11 protein-coding genes are annotated in these 14,823 nt (G+C 68.1%); 3 read left to right on the top strand and 8 right to left on the bottom strand.

From position 1 onward, the window contains the following. Positions 1-77 precede the first annotated feature (77 nt). The 3 genes from QLQ15_RS02795 to QLQ15_RS02785 form a co-directional block, all read right to left on the bottom strand. Entirely contained in the window at positions 78-377 is a 300-nt protein-coding gene (locus QLQ15_RS02795) for a hypothetical protein (protein WP_283211340.1), read from the bottom strand. 77 nt (positions 378-454) lie between these two features. Continuing rightward, the gene (locus QLQ15_RS02790; RefSeq protein ID WP_283211339.1) at positions 455-1,351 is read right to left on the bottom strand and encodes a complex I NDUFA9 subunit family protein; all 897 of its coding nucleotides are present in this window, start codon (positions 1,349-1,351) and stop codon (positions 455-457) included. Positions 1,352-1,377: 26 nt separating this feature from the next. Then, positions 1,378-3,348: a transglycosylase SLT domain-containing protein gene (locus QLQ15_RS02785; RefSeq protein ID WP_283211338.1), complete on the bottom strand. Its 1,971-nt coding sequence runs from the start codon at positions 3,346-3,348 to the stop codon at positions 1,378-1,380. 137 nt (positions 3,349-3,485) lie between these two features. Between QLQ15_RS02785 and QLQ15_RS02780 the strand changes: the two genes are divergently transcribed. Together QLQ15_RS02780 and QLQ15_RS02775 are read left to right on the top strand one after the other, a co-directional pair. Next, positions 3,486-4,346, top strand: a complete 861-nt coding sequence (locus QLQ15_RS02780; protein ID WP_283211337.1) for a sulfite exporter TauE/SafE family protein — start codon at positions 3,486-3,488, stop codon at positions 4,344-4,346. Positions 4,347-4,638: 292 nt separating this feature from the next. Further along, positions 4,639-7,512 carry a TonB-dependent receptor gene (locus tag QLQ15_RS02775; RefSeq protein ID WP_283211336.1) on the top strand — a complete coding sequence of 958 codons (2,874 nt, stop codon included), beginning with the start codon at positions 4,639-4,641 and terminating at the stop codon, positions 7,510-7,512. 73 nt (positions 7,513-7,585) lie between these two features. On the opposite strand, the gene QLQ15_RS02770 is transcribed toward QLQ15_RS02775, so the two are convergent. The 4 genes from QLQ15_RS02770 to QLQ15_RS02755 all read right to left on the bottom strand — a co-directional run bounded on the left by QLQ15_RS02770 (position 7,586) and on the right by QLQ15_RS02755 (position 10,969). Further along, positions 7,586-8,344, bottom strand: coding sequence for an endonuclease/exonuclease/phosphatase family protein (locus tag QLQ15_RS02770; protein WP_283211335.1), 759 nt, complete (start codon positions 8,342-8,344; stop codon positions 7,586-7,588). Between the two features lie 25 nt (positions 8,345-8,369). Beyond that, positions 8,370-9,188, bottom strand: a complete 819-nt coding sequence (locus tag QLQ15_RS02765) for a thiol:disulfide interchange protein DsbA/DsbL (RefSeq protein WP_283211334.1) — start codon at positions 9,186-9,188, stop codon at positions 8,370-8,372. A gap of 103 nt (positions 9,189-9,291) precedes the next feature. Beyond that, positions 9,292-9,954 carry a thiol:disulfide interchange protein DsbA/DsbL gene (locus QLQ15_RS02760; protein ID WP_283211333.1) on the bottom strand — a complete coding sequence of 221 codons (663 nt, stop codon included), beginning with the start codon at positions 9,952-9,954 and terminating at the stop codon, positions 9,292-9,294. A 136-nt stretch (positions 9,955-10,090) separates the two neighbouring features. Further along, positions 10,091-10,969 carry a c-type cytochrome gene (locus QLQ15_RS02755; RefSeq protein WP_283211332.1) on the bottom strand — a complete coding sequence of 293 codons (879 nt, stop codon included), beginning with the start codon at positions 10,967-10,969 and terminating at the stop codon, positions 10,091-10,093. 195 nt (positions 10,970-11,164) lie between these two features. On the opposite strand from QLQ15_RS02755, the gene yihA reads away from it, so the two are divergent. Further along, the gene (gene yihA, locus QLQ15_RS02750; RefSeq protein ID WP_283211331.1) at positions 11,165-11,800 is read left to right on the top strand and encodes a ribosome biogenesis GTP-binding protein YihA/YsxC; all 636 of its coding nucleotides are present in this window, start codon (positions 11,165-11,167) and stop codon (positions 11,798-11,800) included. 81 nt (positions 11,801-11,881) lie between these two features. Here the strand turns inward: yihA and QLQ15_RS02745 are convergent, their stop codons facing one another. Further along, the gene (locus QLQ15_RS02745) at positions 11,882-14,626 is read right to left on the bottom strand and encodes a TonB-dependent receptor (RefSeq protein WP_283211330.1); all 2,745 of its coding nucleotides are present in this window, start codon (positions 14,624-14,626) and stop codon (positions 11,882-11,884) included. Positions 14,627-14,823: the final 197 nt, after the last annotated feature.

The raw sequence follows: 14,823 nt of genomic DNA, 5'->3' as shown, positions 1-14,823 counted from the left end.
CCGATCTTAGCGGGCGGCCCGCCACCGGTGCATGGACGGAAGCGTTGGCCCACCGTCCATGCCGCGCGATGCCGCGATCAGTTGCCCTTGGTCGGATCCGGCGGGCGGTTGCGCAGCGCCTGCTGCACGTCTTCCATCTCCTTGCGGCGCTGGCCCACGGTGCGACAGTCGTTGACCAGCATGTTGCTGCCCGTCTTGCGCACGCGGCGGCACACCATCTTGTCGTCGTCGTCGGTCGAATGGACGGCTTCTGCGGCCACGTCGCTGGTCATCGGACTGCTGGCGCTGGGCGCGGCCGGCGGGGTTGCAGTAGGCGGCGCGACCTGGCCAACGGCCAGTCCGACAAAGGCGGCAGCGAGCAACGACGTGATCGACATGGTGCGAGCGTCCTATCGATGGGCAGGGCCCGGGGGACCCCAAGCGTATCGGAAGTACGGCGCGCGCGCGGGTGCCGTCAGCCGTTCAGGAACTGCGCGACCTTGGGTTCCACCGGTGTCGCTGGAATGCCCAGCCGGCGCAGCCCGTCCTCGAAGCTCACCGAGTCCAGTTGCAGCGAGCGCCAGTTGTCGCGACTGATCGGTTTGCCGGGCAGCCATTCGCCGACATTCGCCTGAAGGCGCCCGAGCGCCAGCGGCAACCCGATGACCGCGCGATGGCGGCCCCGCGCACGCGCGGCCACGCGCACGATCTGGGCCAGCGTCATCACGTCCGGGCCGACCAGGTCGTAGGTTTCACGGATGCTGCGCGGCTCGTCGAGCGCACGCACGAAGGCATCGACCACGTCGCCCACCCAGACGGGCTGGAACTTCGCGTCCGCGCGACCGATGGGCAGCACCGGTGCCATGCGCAGCAGCTGGTCGAACCGGCAGAACAGACCATCGCCCGGTCCGGCGATCACCGAGGGGCGGAAAAGGGTCCAGTCCAGCCCGCTTGCACGCACGCGTTGTTCGGCGCGACCGCGCGCCTGCAGGTAGTGGCTCTCGCCGCGACCGGCGTTGAGCGCGCTCATCTGCAGCAGGCGGCGCACGCCCATGCGCTCCATCGCCTCGATCAGCGATGAGGTGATGCCGACGAACACCCGTTCGAAGCCATCGCCGCGGTCGCCCTTCTCGTTGAGGATGCCCGTCAGGTTGATCGCCGCATCGGCGTCGTCCAGCACTGCGGCCAGGAAGTTCGCATCGCCGACGTCGCCCTCGATCAGGCTGGCGCCACGGGGCTTCAATCCGCGCTTGCTCGGATCGACGCCGCGACTGAGCACGGTGACGCGATCGCCGCCCTCCAGCAGGCGCGCGACCAGATGCCGGCCGACGAAGCCGGTACCACCGAGGACCACTACGTGCCGATTTGCCATCGCCCCAGTGTAGGCGAGCGTCGAATTCAGCGCTGTGATCGCGAACGCGGTCGGCTGCCGACGGTCGTTGCGGGCGGTGCAGTCGGCGTGGCGGCGGGCGTGGGGCATTCGAACCGCTTGCGCGGTCCATCGAGGCGGCCGCGCATGCGGTCGCTCACGGCCAATGCGTCGCCGTTGAGGCGCCAGTCGTAGAGGACGCTGAAGGCCAGCACGCGCGCGACGTACTCGCGCGTTTCCTTGTAGCTGATCGTCTCGATCCAGAAGTCCGGGTCCATGCCGGCGCGCTGCGATTGCCAGCGACTCAGCGGCGACGGGCCCGCGTTGTAGCCGGCGATCACCTGGTAGGGCAGGCCGCCGTACTTGTCCATCAGCTCGCGCAGGTAGGCCGTGCCGATGGCGATGTTGATATCCGGATCGAACAGGCTGTCCGAGCCGGCCCACGGTAGGCCAAGCCGCGAGGCCACGCCGGCGCCCGTTGCGGGTAGTACCTGCATCAGGCCCATCGCATCCGCGCTGGAGCGCGCACGCGGATAGAACACGCTTTCGGCGCGGATCTCGGCGGCCACCCACGCCGGATCGAGCCGGTTGCGCTCGGCTTCCCGGCGGATGGTCGCCTCGTGGTGCAGGGGAAAGCGCAGTCCATACAGGCGGAGTTCGTCGGGGCTGCGACCCAGCGCGAACACCGCGCGGTCGAACCATCCATTGCCCTGTGCCACTTCCACCGCGATCCGCCGCTGCTCGTCGTTGAAGCGCGTGAGCGCGTCATCCCATTCGCGCGCCGCCCAGCCGGTGCGTTCGATCTGGAACAGTGCCATGGCGCGGACCATCGCGGGATCGCGCGCGATGGCCTGCTGCGCGGCCTTCGGCGTTTCCGGCAGCCACGGGCACAAGGCATACGGACGCCCGAGCCGGTCGGCGGCGAGGAAACCGTGGAACTCGGGCTTGTTCGCGGCCTCGCGGTACTGGCGATCGGCGTCGGTCTTGCGGCCGGCGAGTTCGTCCAGGCGCGCGGCAAAGTAGGTCCAGCGCGATTCGCCGCGCTGCTTGGTTCCCATCTTCTCGATGGCCGATCGCGCGGCGGGCCAGTCCGAACGCGACATCGCCTCGCGCACGCGCCACTCGTGCAGGCGTTCGTCGAAGGCGGATGCAGGCACCGCGTTGAGTCGGCGCGCCGATTCGGGTTCGTAGGAGGCCACCGTCCACAGCGCGACCTGGTACAGCACGCGACCGCGCTGGGCCTCGCTCAGCCCGAGCGCGTCGGCGAACCGCGGCAGCATCGCCTCGGCGGAAGAGGGCGAGGACTTGCCCAGCTTCGCCAGCCCGTGCGAAGCGATTTCGCGGCTGCGGTCGGTCTTTGGCCAGGTGAGGGCGCGTTCGTTGGGTGAGTCGACGAAGGACGCGTAGTCGTTGGCCAGTGTTGCCTGGTCGGCAGGCAGGCCGCGCGCGGCGACGCGCATCACGCCGGGCTGCCATTCGGCCGCGCCCAGGTCGATGCGTTCCCATCGCAGGTCCGGCGTCAGCCCGCCCTGTGCCGACAGCGCCGCCATCGGGCTGTCGCAGGCATCCGGCAGCGACTTGCCGGTGCTGCGCCAGATCGCCTGGGCATCGCGCGTCCACTGCGCATCGGCGCGTCCGAGTTGCTGGCGCGCGTCCAGTTCGCTGCAGCGAAGTGCGACGCTCTTGATCTGCGGGTCCCACGCGGCGAGCACCGACGGCCAGTCCTTGCGTCGGGCGGAAGCGGCGATCCAGGCATCGCGGAACGTCGCGGCGGCGGCCTGGCCGCGCCAGCGCGTCAGGAATGCCTGCGCGCGCTCGGGCGCCACCGTGTCGATATCGCGCCGCAGTGCGGCGTACTCGATCCATGGCAGCAGCGGGTGCTCCGCAAGGTCGCGGTACTGCGCGGCATCGAATCGGCCGAGTTCGGCGTCTTCCAGCGCGGCACGAACGCGGGGCAGCTTGCTGTCGGCCAGTGGCCTGGGCAAGGGTGGAATGGGCACGGCAGGACCGGCTGCGCTGCTCTGCGCACAGGCAGATGCGGCAACAGCCACGCAGCACGCAACGAGTACGATGATGAATGGGCGGGGGACCATTGGCGGGACTATAGCCCAGCGTCGTGAAGCAACCGTCTCCACGCATGCGTCACGCTCAGGCAACGTTCGGCGACAAGTTCGCATTGCTTCGCAAGGAGATCCGGATGATCGGTGCAGTGCTTGTGTTCCTCCTGCTGGGTGCGGTGGCAGGTGTGCTGGCCGGTCTGCTCGGCGTGGGCGGTGGTCTGGTCCTGGTGGCCGCACTGGCATGGCTGCTGCCGACGCTGGGGATCCCACAAGAAGCCGCGATGCATGCCGCGCTGGCCAGCTCGCTGGCGAGCATCGTGCTGACGGCGGCTGCCTCCGCGCGTGCGCACGCCTCACGCGGCAGCGTGCTGTGGCCGACGGTGGCCTGGATGGTGCCCGGTCTGCTGATCGGCGGCTGGCTTGGCAGCGGCATCGCGGTGCGCGTGGACGACAACCTCCTGCGCTGGATCGTCGCGGGCTACTGCTTCATCGCCGCCGCGCAGCTCACGTTCGGAGGCACGCGTGCGAAGGCGGGCGAGGCCGTGCCCGCACCGACGGGCGCGCCCATGGTCGCGGCAGGGCTGGGCATCGGCGCGGTATCGGCGGTGGTCGGCATCGGCGGCGGCAGCATGACGGTGCCGCTTCTGGTGTGGCGGGGCGTCGTACCGGTACGGGCGGTGGGTACGTCATCCGCTTGCGGCGTGGCGATCGGCATCGCCAGCGCGGTGGGCTATGCGCTTCATGCACCGGCAGGTGCGCTGCCGCACCATGCCCTCGGCTACATCTATCTGCCCGCCGCGATCGGCGTCGCCGCGGCGTCCGTACTCGCAGCGCCTTATGGCATGCGGTTGGCGCATCGCCTCCACGGAGACACGCTGAAGCGCGTGTTCGCGGGATTCCTCGTGCTGGTCGGTTCCAGCCTGGTCATCGGCGGCTGACGCTTCGTCGCGCGCGGCCTGGCGCGCTTCCGAACGCGGTGACAGGCCCGACGTGGGCCCCGGATTCGTGGGCGGGCCGCAGATCTTCACATGATCTTCACGGAAATAGCGGCTTCAGGCCCACCTGGGGCGCCGAACGTCGGCGAAATCGCGATTTCGAACCGTGCCAGAAGTCGACGTGACTCTTTGCCGCTTGTGGCGTCTTTACGAATTGTTTACAACGTTAGGACGCCGCAGATCAGGGGCTGCGGCGGTCGTTTCGCTGTTCCATCACTTTGAGGGAGAGAAGTCGATGAAAGCGCTGCACCGTCAGGCCCTAACAAGAGCCATCCAGTTCTCGCTGCTGGTTTCCATGCCCGGCATCGTCGCCGCGCAGGACGCGCCGCAGGCAACGCCGAGTGGCCAGGCCACCACGCTCGATACCGTGACTGTCACCGGCACCCGCATCAAACGCTCCGAAGCCGAAGGGCGGCTGCCGGTGCAGACGCTTACCCGCGACGACATCGAGCGCACGGGTCTGAATTCGATCGGCGACATCGTGCAGGAGCTGACTGGATCGGGTTCCGCACTGAACACCAAGTTCAATTCGTCCGGCAACTTCGGTTTCTCGCCCAACGGCGACGGCGTGGGTGCGGGTTCCTCGCAGGTCGACCTGCGCCACCTGGGCGCCAAGCGCGTGCTGGTGCTGGTGGACGGCATGCGCTGGGTGAACGAGTCGTCCGCGTCCGGCGTGGCCGCGGCGGTCGACCTCAACACGATTCCGCTCGCGCTGGTCGAACGCATCGAAGTGCTCGAGGACGGTGCGTCCTCGCTGTACGGCTCCGACGCCATTGCCGGCGTGGTCAACATCATCACGCGCCGCAACTTCGATGGCGGCCAGGTCCAGGTCAACTACGGCGAGTACGGCGAGGGCGACGGCGACACCTACGGCGTCGACTTCGCCTGGGGCATGGACACCGACCGCAGCAACCTGTTCCTGAGCCTGAGCTACGTGAAGCAGGAAGAGGTCAGCTCGTCCGATCGCCCGATCTCCTCGGTGCCCATCCAGGGCGGCAGCTCGCGCATCCCGGGCGGTCGCTTCGCCTTCACCGATCCCGACGGCAACTCGTACGACCTCACCACGGTTCCCACGCTCAACAACCCGACCTACACGCCCGGATTGCCCGACTGCGACTCCGGCGTCGCGCGCACCGACGGTTTCCGCTGCTTCGATTTCGACCGCGATGCATTCAACTACGCGCCGTACAACCTGCTGGTGACGCCGTCCGAGCGCACGGGTGTGTTCGGCCAGTACCGGTTCCACATCAACGACCAGTTGAGCGTGTACGCGAAAGCGCTGTTCAACCGTCGCGAATCGACCAACCGCGCCGCGCCGGAACCGATCGACCTCGGCCCGGGCGCCGGCACCGATTTCGGCCTGAACGTGGTGATTCCCGCCAACCAGCCGTTCAATCCGTTCGGCTTCGACCTGATCGGCGGCACCGATGGCAACATCGGCACGATCCGCCGCCGGCCCATCGAAGGCGGGCCGCGCATCTTCGAGCAGCAGGTCGACACCACGTACTTCGCCGCGGGTGCCGAAGGCTTCTTCACCGCGGCCGACCGCGACTTCTACTGGGACGTCAACGGCGCCTACAGCAAGAACGAAGCCGACCAGACCAACCGTGGCAGCTACAACTCGCGCAACATCGCCATCGCGCTGGGTGATCCGGCCGTGTGCGCGGCGACGCCGGGCTGCACGCCGCTGGACATCTTCGGCTTCAACACCATCACGCCGGCGATGCTGGGCTGGATCAGTCCGCTGTTCAAGGACCGCAGCGAGCAGGAACTCACCCAGTTCACCGCCAACCTGAGCGGCGACCTGTTCGCCGGCTGGGCGGGCGACATCGAATTCGCCACCGGCTACGAGTACCGCGAGTACAAGGGCAGCTACAACCCCGATCCGCAGACCGTGCGCGGCGAGTACAACGGCGTGCCGTCGTTGCCGACCTCCGGCAAGTACGACGTGAACGAGGTCTACGCCGAGCTCAACGTGCCGCTGTTCGCGCTGGCCGACGGCACGGAGAAGCTGGAGCTGAGCCTGGCCGGTCGTTATTCCGACTACTCCACGTTCGGCGGCGAATTCACCCCGAAGTACGGACTGCGCTGGCAGGTGGCGAAGGACCTGCTGCTGCGTGCTTCGTATGCGGAAGGCTTCCGCGCGCCGTCGATCGGTGAACTGTACGGTTCGCAGAGCCGCTTCGACGCGCTGCTGGTCGATCCCTGCCTCGTGCCACCCGGAGCGCCGGCCGGTTCCACCGCGCCGCTCGCCTGTCCGGGCGTCCCTGCGGGCGCGCGCCAGAACGATCCGCAGATCTCGGTGCTCACCGGTGGCAATCCGGCACTGGAGCCGGAAACCGCCAACAGCTTCAGCGCTGGCATGGTCTACAGCCCGTCGTGGGCAGCCGAAACCAACTGGTCGGATCGACTGGACTTCGAGGTCACGTTCTACCGCCACGATCTGTCGGGCGCGATCCAGGCCATCGATGCGCAGACCCAGCTGGACCTGTGCGCGTCCACGCAGTCGCCGCAGTACTGCACGGGCATCACGCGCCTGCCGTCGGGCGAAATCGACCAGTTCGCGAACTTCCTCATCAACCTGGGTTCGATCAAGACCGATGGCTGGGACGCGGACGTGTTCTGGACCATGCCCGAGACCAGCATCGGCCGCTTCAAGCTGAGCTGGCAGAACACCTGGGTGACGCGCTACGAGGCGCGCGGTGCCGCAGGGCAGCTGCAGCCGCAGGGCCCGGGCATCGAGGTCGCGGATACGGGCATCCCGGAGTGGACGTCCAACGCCACGATCGACTGGAAGTACCTCAACTGGACCGCGGCGTGGACCATCCGTCACCTGTCGGAGATGGAAGAGGCCTGCCTGGCGGCCGATCCCTCGCTGTTCTGCGACAGCCCCACCTCCAACACGCTCGACGACACCACCTACAACGACCTGCAGGTGGGCTACATGATCAACTGGCTCAAGGGCCTGCAGCTCACGGCTGGTGTGAACAACGTGTTCGACGAGGATCCGCCGGTGTGCACTTCGTGCTCGCTCAACGGGTACGACGCGTCGAACTACGACATCCCCGGTGGTCGCTTCTGGTACCTGCGTGCCGACCTGAAGTTCTGACCCGTCGCGCGCTGCAACGAATAACGGCCGGTGGATTCCACCGGCCGTTTTCGTTTTCGCCGCCGTCCGTGCGTCAGCGCAGTGCGGCGTCGGGTACGTCCAGGTCGATCGACAGCGCCAGGTGATCCGACGAGGCCGCCGGGCGTGCGCGTGCGTTGGACACACGCAGGCCGTCGCCGACCAGGATGTGGTCGATCGCGCGCTGTGGGCGCCAGCTCGGGAACGTGGGCACCTCGCCATCCGGCGGCTGCAGGCGCGTGTTGCGGAACAACGCGCGCATCTCCGGGCGGTCGATGGAGCAGTTGAAGTCGCCCATCAGCACGGCGTGCGGATGGTCGTGCAGGAGTTCGGCGATGAAGGCCAGCTGCGAGGCACGCGAGTTCGCCCCCAGCGACAGGTGCGCCACCGCGATCAGCAGCGCTTCGTCGCCCTCGCCGTAGCGCGCGAGCAGCACGCCGCGCCCGGCGATGCGGCCGGGCAGGGCGTGATCGATCACTTCGCGCGGTTCCAGCCGGCTCAGCAGGCCGTTGGCGCTGGAGGCGACGCCGCCGACGCGCCGGTTCGGCTGGTGGCTCCAGTAATCGAAGCCGGCGCGCTGTGCGAGGTAGTGCGTCTGGTTGGTGAAGCCCGAACGCAGGCTCCCCGGATCGCTTTCGTTGAGGCCGACGATGTCGTGTTCGCCGGCCAGTTGCGCGATCGCGTCCAGGCTGGTGCGCTTGTTGCCGGCCGGCAGCACGTGCGACCAGCTGCGCGCGACATAGTCGTGGTAGCCGCGCGTGCTGGAACCGGCCTGGATGTTGGCGCTCAGCAGGCGGAGCCGGCGGTTTTCCATTCGTGTGCGATGCCGACCGCGTCGATCAGCCGCCCGCCGGAGCCGGTGCCGCGCCTGCCGCCTTCGCGCGCTCCTGCGCGACCAGATGGTCGGTGATGCGCAGCATGTCCTCGAAGCCCTTGCCGATCACCTTGTACTTGCCGTTCACCACGATCGACGGCGTGCCGTCCACGCCGCTACGGCTGATGAACTGCGTGGCGCGCTTGAGCTTGGCGTCGATGGCGAAGCTCGACATGGTGCTGGCGAACTGCTTCGGGTCGGCGCCGTACTGCGCGTAGAACGCGGCGATCTGCTCATTGGTCGGCAGCGGCTGCACCGGCAGCGTGTGGTCGACGTGGATGGCGCTGAAGACGGCCTGGTGCGACTTGTCCAGCACGCCCAGCGCCTGCGCGGTGTAGAACGCCTTGGCGTAGGGAATCCAGTAGCCACCGAAGGGCGCGGCCATCGCGACGAACTTCACGTCGGCCGGCTGCTTGGCCTTCCATGCATCCACCAGCGGCTCGAAGTGCGCGCAGTGCGGGCAGGTGTAGCCGAACACTTCCACCACCTCGATCTTGCCGCCCGTGGGCTCGTACGGCTGGCCGCCGGCGATCTCGATGTAGTCGGTGCCGGCAACCGGGGCCGGACCTTCCGGCGGCGTCGCGGTGGCGGCCGGTGCGGGTGCGGCCGGAGCGGCGGCGGTTTCGGCCGGGGTAGTGGCGGCCGGAGCCGGAGCGGTCTCGGTGGTGGTGGCAGGCGCGGCCGGAGCAGCGGTCTCGGCGGGCGCCGGCGCCTGCTTCGAACAGGCGGACACGACCAGCAGACCGGTCAGGAGCACGGCGAGATGAGGCAGACGCGAGGTCATGGAGCGATCTCCGTAAGGGCTGGTAGCAGGGGGCCGGGGCCGCGGAGCGCCCGGCGCGGGACGAAGCAAGAATACCGGCCGTGCCCGGCCGGCGACACTCGGTTCAGCGCGTTTTTCCGGCGCGTTCACGCACGATCAACGCATCGGCGATGCGCAGCATGTCCTTGAAGCCGCGTCCGAGCACCTTGTACTTGCCGGCCACGACCAGCGTCGGCGTGCCGTCGACGTCGCTGCGCTGTATGAACTCGGCCGCCTTGCGCATGCGCGCGGTGGCGTCGTCGCCTTCGTAGGTGGCGGCGAACTTCGCCGGATCCACGCCGTAGCGCGCATAGAACGTGCCCAGCTCGCCCACCGAGGGGTCGTGCAGCGGCAGGCTGCCGTCGGTGTGCAGGGCGAGGAACATCGCATCGTGGCTCTTCTCGGCCACGCCCAGTGTTTGCGCGGCGTAGAAGGCCTTGGCATAGGGCTGCCAATAGCCGCCGAAGGGCGCGGCCAGCGGCACGAAATTGACCTGCTTGGCGCGCGTGCGCAGCCATGCGGAGAGCTCGGGCTGGAAATGCGCGCAATGCGGGCAGGTGTAGCCGAACACCTCCACCACTTCGACCTTGCCCTTCACCGGCGTGGCGAACGGCTTGCCGTCGGAAATGACGATGTAGTCGGTGCCTTCGGTGATGGGCGTGGCCACCGGACCATCGGCCGCGAACGCGGGGACGAAGGCGGAGGCCAGGACGATCAGGGCGGTGGCGAGGAAAACGCGTCGGCTCATGGGTGGGGTCTCTGGGGAATGCCGTCGAAATGTGGGGCCCGAAAACCAGAACGCCGGCCGTGGAGGCCACGACCGGCGTCAGGACAACAGTAGCTTGGCGGAACTGACCGAATCAGAGGCGGAAAGTTCGCCCGACTCAGGTACCGCTGGCCGGCGTGGCGGCCGGGGGCTGCTCAGCCGGAGCCGGAGCCGCGGCGGGCGCAGGCGCCGGAGCGGCCGGTGCCGGAGCGGCGACCGGGGCCGGCGCGTTGGCGGCGGCGATGTCCTCGCGGCTCGGATGCAGGCCCTGCAGGAAGCTGGCCAGCGAGCCGATTTCCTCGTCCGTCAGCTGCCGGGTCACGGCGGCCATCACGAAGAACAGGTGCGGGTCGCGTTCGGCCGTGGTGCCGGCGCGGTATTCCTCGAGGCGACGCTGCGTGTAGGCGGCCTGCTGGCCGGCCAGGTGCGGGTAGGCCGGGCCGGGGTTGCCGCTGCCGGCAGGGCCGTGGCACGCCATGCACGCCGGGATGCTGCGGGCCTTGTCGCCGTTGCGGAACAGCTGCTCGCCGACCTGGAAGAACTTCTTGCCGGCGTTGGGGCCGCGGGTGATCAGGGTGTCGTCGGCGACGCCCGCACCGGCGCGCTGGGTCGCGAAGTACGCGCCGATGTCGCGCGCGTCCTGGGCGGTCAGGGCATCGGCGAAGGGCTTCATCACCGCGGCCATGCCGGTGTTGCGCTCACCGCTCTTGAACAGGGCGAGCTGGCGCGCGATGAAACGCTCGTTCTGGCCGGCCAGGCGCGGGTACGCCGGGGTCGTCGGGTTGCCGTCCAGGCCGTGGCAGGCCGCGCAGGTGCCGGCCTTGGTGGCGCCGGCCTTCGCATCACCCCACACGACCTTTTCCGGTGCGGTGTTCAGCGGTGCGGCCTGCACCGGCGTGTTCTCCGGAACCGGATTGACGGTGGTCTGGGCGTAGGCGACGGCGGCCGCCGTAAGGGCGAGAAGGCCGACGATGCCGAGGACGCGGGCTTGGCTCATGTAGCTGGGCTCCGAAACACTTGAAGTGGCGACCGCACAGCGGACGCTTGAACCGCGGAATTATCGTCGCCGCTCCGGGGCCGGTCAACGCGCGCGACATGCCGAACGCGGCCACAGCCGGCTTTCCGCCCGGTTTTCCGCCGGTTCTTCCACCATTCCGGGCGGCCGATCACGCCGCCGTGCGATCCTATTGGCATGGCCAATCCCTTCGTACGCGCCCGCTACCTGCTCTCGGCGCACACCCACCGACAGCTTCCGCCCGACGGCGGATTCGAGGTCGCGTTCGCCGGGCGCTCCAACGCCGGCAAGTCCAGCGCGCTGAACGCGCTGTGCCAGCAGAACGCCCTGGCCCGCGTCTCCAAGACGCCGGGTCGGACCCAGCAGCTGGTCTTCTTCGACGTGACCCCGCCGGTTCCGCCCGAGGCCGAGCCGCTGCCGACCCGCTTCCTCGTCGACCTGCCGGGCTATGGCTACGCCAAGGTGCCGCAGGACCTGCAGGCCCACTGGCAGGCGTTCATCGACCAGTACTTCCGCACCCGCGAGGCCCTCAAGGGCCTGGTCGTGGTGATGGACATCCGCCATCCCCTCCGGGACTACGACCGCCAGATGCTGGGCTACGCCGTCGAACGCGGCCTCCCGGCGCACGCGCTGCTGACCAAGGCCGACAAGTTCGGGCGCGGCCAGCAATCGCAGGCGCTGATGGGCGTGAAGCGGGACCTGTTCAGCGCTTTCGGCGACACCGTCAGCGCGCAGACGTTCTCGGGCGAGTCGAAGCAGGGCGTGGACGAACTGCGCGCGGTCGTGGCCGGCTGGCTGGATCTTCCCGCGTAACCCCCACGTCCGGCACGGAACACAGAAGAAAAAACCCCGCCGTCGCCGGCGGGGTTTTTCGTGTTGCGTCAGCGGTTGCGATCAGAACTTGTACGTCGCGCCCAGCAGGTAGGTGCGGCCCCACTCGATGTGCTCGAGCGGACGGTCCTTGGTCTGCGCGTAGGTGCGGTACGACGAGTTGGTCAGGTTCTGCGCCTGCAGCAGCAGGCTCAGGCCGGCCAGGGCGGAGCCTTCGCCGAAGCTGTAGCCGATCTGCGCATCGACCACGTCTTCGCCCACCACGTAGCGCAGCGTGCGGTTGCCGGAGAAGTTGCCGATCTCACCGATGAAGTCCGACCGCTTGCGCTGGCTGATGCGCGCTTCGAAACCGTCACGCTCGAAGTACGCCGTCAGGCTGTACACGCGGTCCGACAGGCCCGGCAGGCTGATCGGATCGCTGCCCACGCTGGAGGCGCTGTCGGGGGCGAGGATCTCGATGTCGCTGTCGTTGAAGCTGGCACTGGCGATCACGCCGAAGCCTTCCAGCGGCGCCCACACCATGTCCAGCGGCAGCGACGCGCTCAGCTCCAGGCCCTGCAGCATGCCGCCGCTGTTGTTGAACGGCGCGGTGAAGAAGCCGGTGGTCTGCGCGTCCGGCTGACCCGGCTGCGGCACGTAATCCGCAACGAAGCTGGAGAAGTCGTAGTTGTCGACCTTGGTGGTGTAGATGTAGTTGCGCAGGTCCTTGTAGAAGTACGCCGCGGCCACATAGGCCTTGGTGCCGAAGTACTTCTCGTAGGAGATGTCGAACGCGTTGGCGCGCCACGGCTTCAGCTGCGGGTTGCCGCCCGACGCACCGGGGATGCCGGTGGACGAATCGACGCCGAACTCAAGCGAGGCGCGCAGTTCGTCCACGCGCGGACGCGCGACCTGGCGGGCCAGGGCGACGCGCAGCGTCTGGTCGTGCTCGAACGAGAACGCCAGGTTCATGCTGGGCAGGTAGTCGGTGTAGGTCGCGCCGTTCTCGAACGGACGAACCTCGCTGCCGGCCGGCTGCGTGCCGTCCCAGTAGTTCGCGTTGGACGACTGGTCCGTGTGCTGGATCTGCAGGCCCAGGTTGCCGCGCACGCCGACCGAACCCCACTGCGTGTCGATGTCGGCCTGGATGTAACCCGTGGTGATTTCCTCATTCACGGTCCACGCCTTGGACACCAGGTAGCTGGCGTCGGACGACGGAGCGAACGTCATGTAGCGCGCGACCGCTTCGGGCACGTTCCACGACGGGATGTAACCCACGCCGGCGAAGCCCAGGTTCACCAGGCCGTACTGCAGGTCGGACGCGATCGCGGTATCGCCCTGCGCGCCCAGGTTGATGTTGCCTTCCGGCTGGGTCTTCTGCTTCTTGCGGTCGGCATAGTTCAGGCCGACGTCGATGTTGGAGATCCAGCTCAACGACTCCGGCGCAGCGAATGCAGCGGAGAAGCGGGCGCCCTTCAGCTCGTCCTCGATCTGCGGCACCTTGCCGTAGCCCGAGCCGTAGATGGTGTTGGTCAGGAACAGGCGGGTCGGGTCGGAGTAATCCAGGCCCGGCGCCAGCTGCGAGAAGTCGCTGCTGCTGTAGGACAGGTCGATCGTGTCCAGCTGCGGCTTGGGCAGCAGCTGCGTGTTGTTCTCCAGGCTCAGCTCGTCGCGGTTGGCCTTGGAGTAGCTCAGGTCGGCGCTGAGGCGGACATCACCCACGGCAAAGTCGTTGTTCCAGCCGAATGCCTGGATCTTGTCCTCGCGCTTGTTGTACATGCCGCGCACCAGCGGGTACACGCCACTGGCGGTGCCGCCGGTGAACGTGCCGTTGCCGTTGATGTCGACGTTGTTGACGAACAGGCCCGGCGTGAAGCCGCCGTTGTAGTTTCCGAGGTTGACCTCGAACTGGTTGGCGGTGTCGACCTGCTCGGCCTCGGAGTAGAACAGGTCCAGCGTGCTGGTCCATTCGTTCGAGGGACGGTACTGGACCGTGGCCATCGCACCGTCGCGCGTGACTTCGCCGGTGCGGCGCAGCGCCTTGATGCCATCGGACCAGTACGTGCCGCCCGGCACGCCGGCGCGCTCGTTGTCGGCGATCTGCTTCCACGGCTCGTACAGGCCGACCTGGTTTTCCTGGATCGGCGATTCGGTGTGCGAGTAGCCGATCGAGAAGCCCAGCGTGCGGTCCATGAACTGGCCGATGTAGCTGGCGTTGAAGCGGTTGCCGTCGTCGTCGGCATTGGCGGCCTTGCCCAGCGAGTTGCGCTGGTAGCGGCCGCTCACGACCGCGACCGGCTCGGTGTAGCTCAGCGGGCGCACGGTCTGCATGTCGATGGTGCCCGACAGGCCCTGGCCAACCAGGCTGGCGTCGGGCGTCTTGTAGATGACGACGCTGTTGAACAGTTCGGACGGGTACTGGTCGAATTCGACGCTGCGGTTGTCGCCGGTGCTCACCACTTCGCGGCCGTTGAGCAGCGTGGTGGCGAAGTCGGGCGAAAGACCGCGCACGCTGATCACCTGGGCGCGGCCGGCGACGCGCTGCGCGGAGATGCCGGGCAGGCGGGCGATGGATTCGGCGATGCTGATGTCGGGCAGCTTGCCGATGTCCTCGGCCGAGATCGCTTCGACGATCGACGTGGAGTCACGCTTCGTCGAGATGGCACTCTCGATGCCCGCTCGGATACCGGTGACGACCACCGAGTCGAGCGTCTTGGCTTCCTCATTCTGCGCGGCGGCCGGTGCGGCCTCCTGCGCCTGGGCGCCGGTGGCGATAAGCATCGTTGCCGACGCCAGCGCCACGCTCAGCATATTGCGCTTGAATTGCATCTCCCCTCCCACTGCATTCGGTTTTTTTATGTGTCGGCCCGCGTCCGTCGCGGCTTGTTGCCGTCGATCGCCGGGGCCCGTTCGCCGCGGATGGCCTGAAAACAGGGCAGTCCAAGGCGTAGCGGGATGGTAGGGCCAGCCACTGCCGCACAAATTCCTTTGCATACGTATTCATCGCGCCGCGACGTGCCGGGACG

This window comes from Lysobacter stagni (assembly GCF_030053425.1).
GTDB lineage: Bacteria > Pseudomonadota > Gammaproteobacteria > Xanthomonadales > Xanthomonadaceae > Lysobacter_J > Lysobacter_J stagni.
This window is presented reverse-complemented; position numbering and strand designations above follow the sequence as displayed.

Coding starts and splice junctions, on each gene's coding strand:
- QLQ15_RS02795 (WP_283211340.1), bottom strand. CDS start 377: ATGTCGATCACGTCGTTGCTCGCTGCCGCCTTTGTCGGACTGGCCGTT.
- QLQ15_RS02790 (WP_283211339.1), bottom strand. CDS start 1,351: ATGGCAAATCGGCACGTAGTGGTCCTCGGTGGTACCGGCTTCGTCGGC.
- QLQ15_RS02780 (WP_283211337.1), top strand. CDS start 3,486: ATGCGTCACGCTCAGGCAACGTTCGGCGACAAGTTCGCATTGCTTCGC.
- QLQ15_RS02775 (WP_283211336.1), top strand. CDS start 4,639: ATGAAAGCGCTGCACCGTCAGGCCCTAACAAGAGCCATCCAGTTCTCG.
- QLQ15_RS02770 (WP_283211335.1), bottom strand. CDS start 8,344: ATGGAAAACCGCCGGCTCCGCCTGCTGAGCGCCAACATCCAGGCCGGT.
- QLQ15_RS02765 (WP_283211334.1), bottom strand. CDS start 9,188: ATGACCTCGCGTCTGCCTCATCTCGCCGTGCTCCTGACCGGTCTGCTG.
- QLQ15_RS02760 (WP_283211333.1), bottom strand. CDS start 9,954: ATGAGCCGACGCGTTTTCCTCGCCACCGCCCTGATCGTCCTGGCCTCC.
- QLQ15_RS02755 (WP_283211332.1), bottom strand. CDS start 10,969: ATGAGCCAAGCCCGCGTCCTCGGCATCGTCGGCCTTCTCGCCCTTACG.
- yihA (WP_283211331.1), top strand. CDS start 11,165: ATGGCCAATCCCTTCGTACGCGCCCGCTACCTGCTCTCGGCGCACACC.
- QLQ15_RS02745 (WP_283211330.1), bottom strand. CDS start 14,626: ATGCAATTCAAGCGCAATATGCTGAGCGTGGCGCTGGCGTCGGCAACG.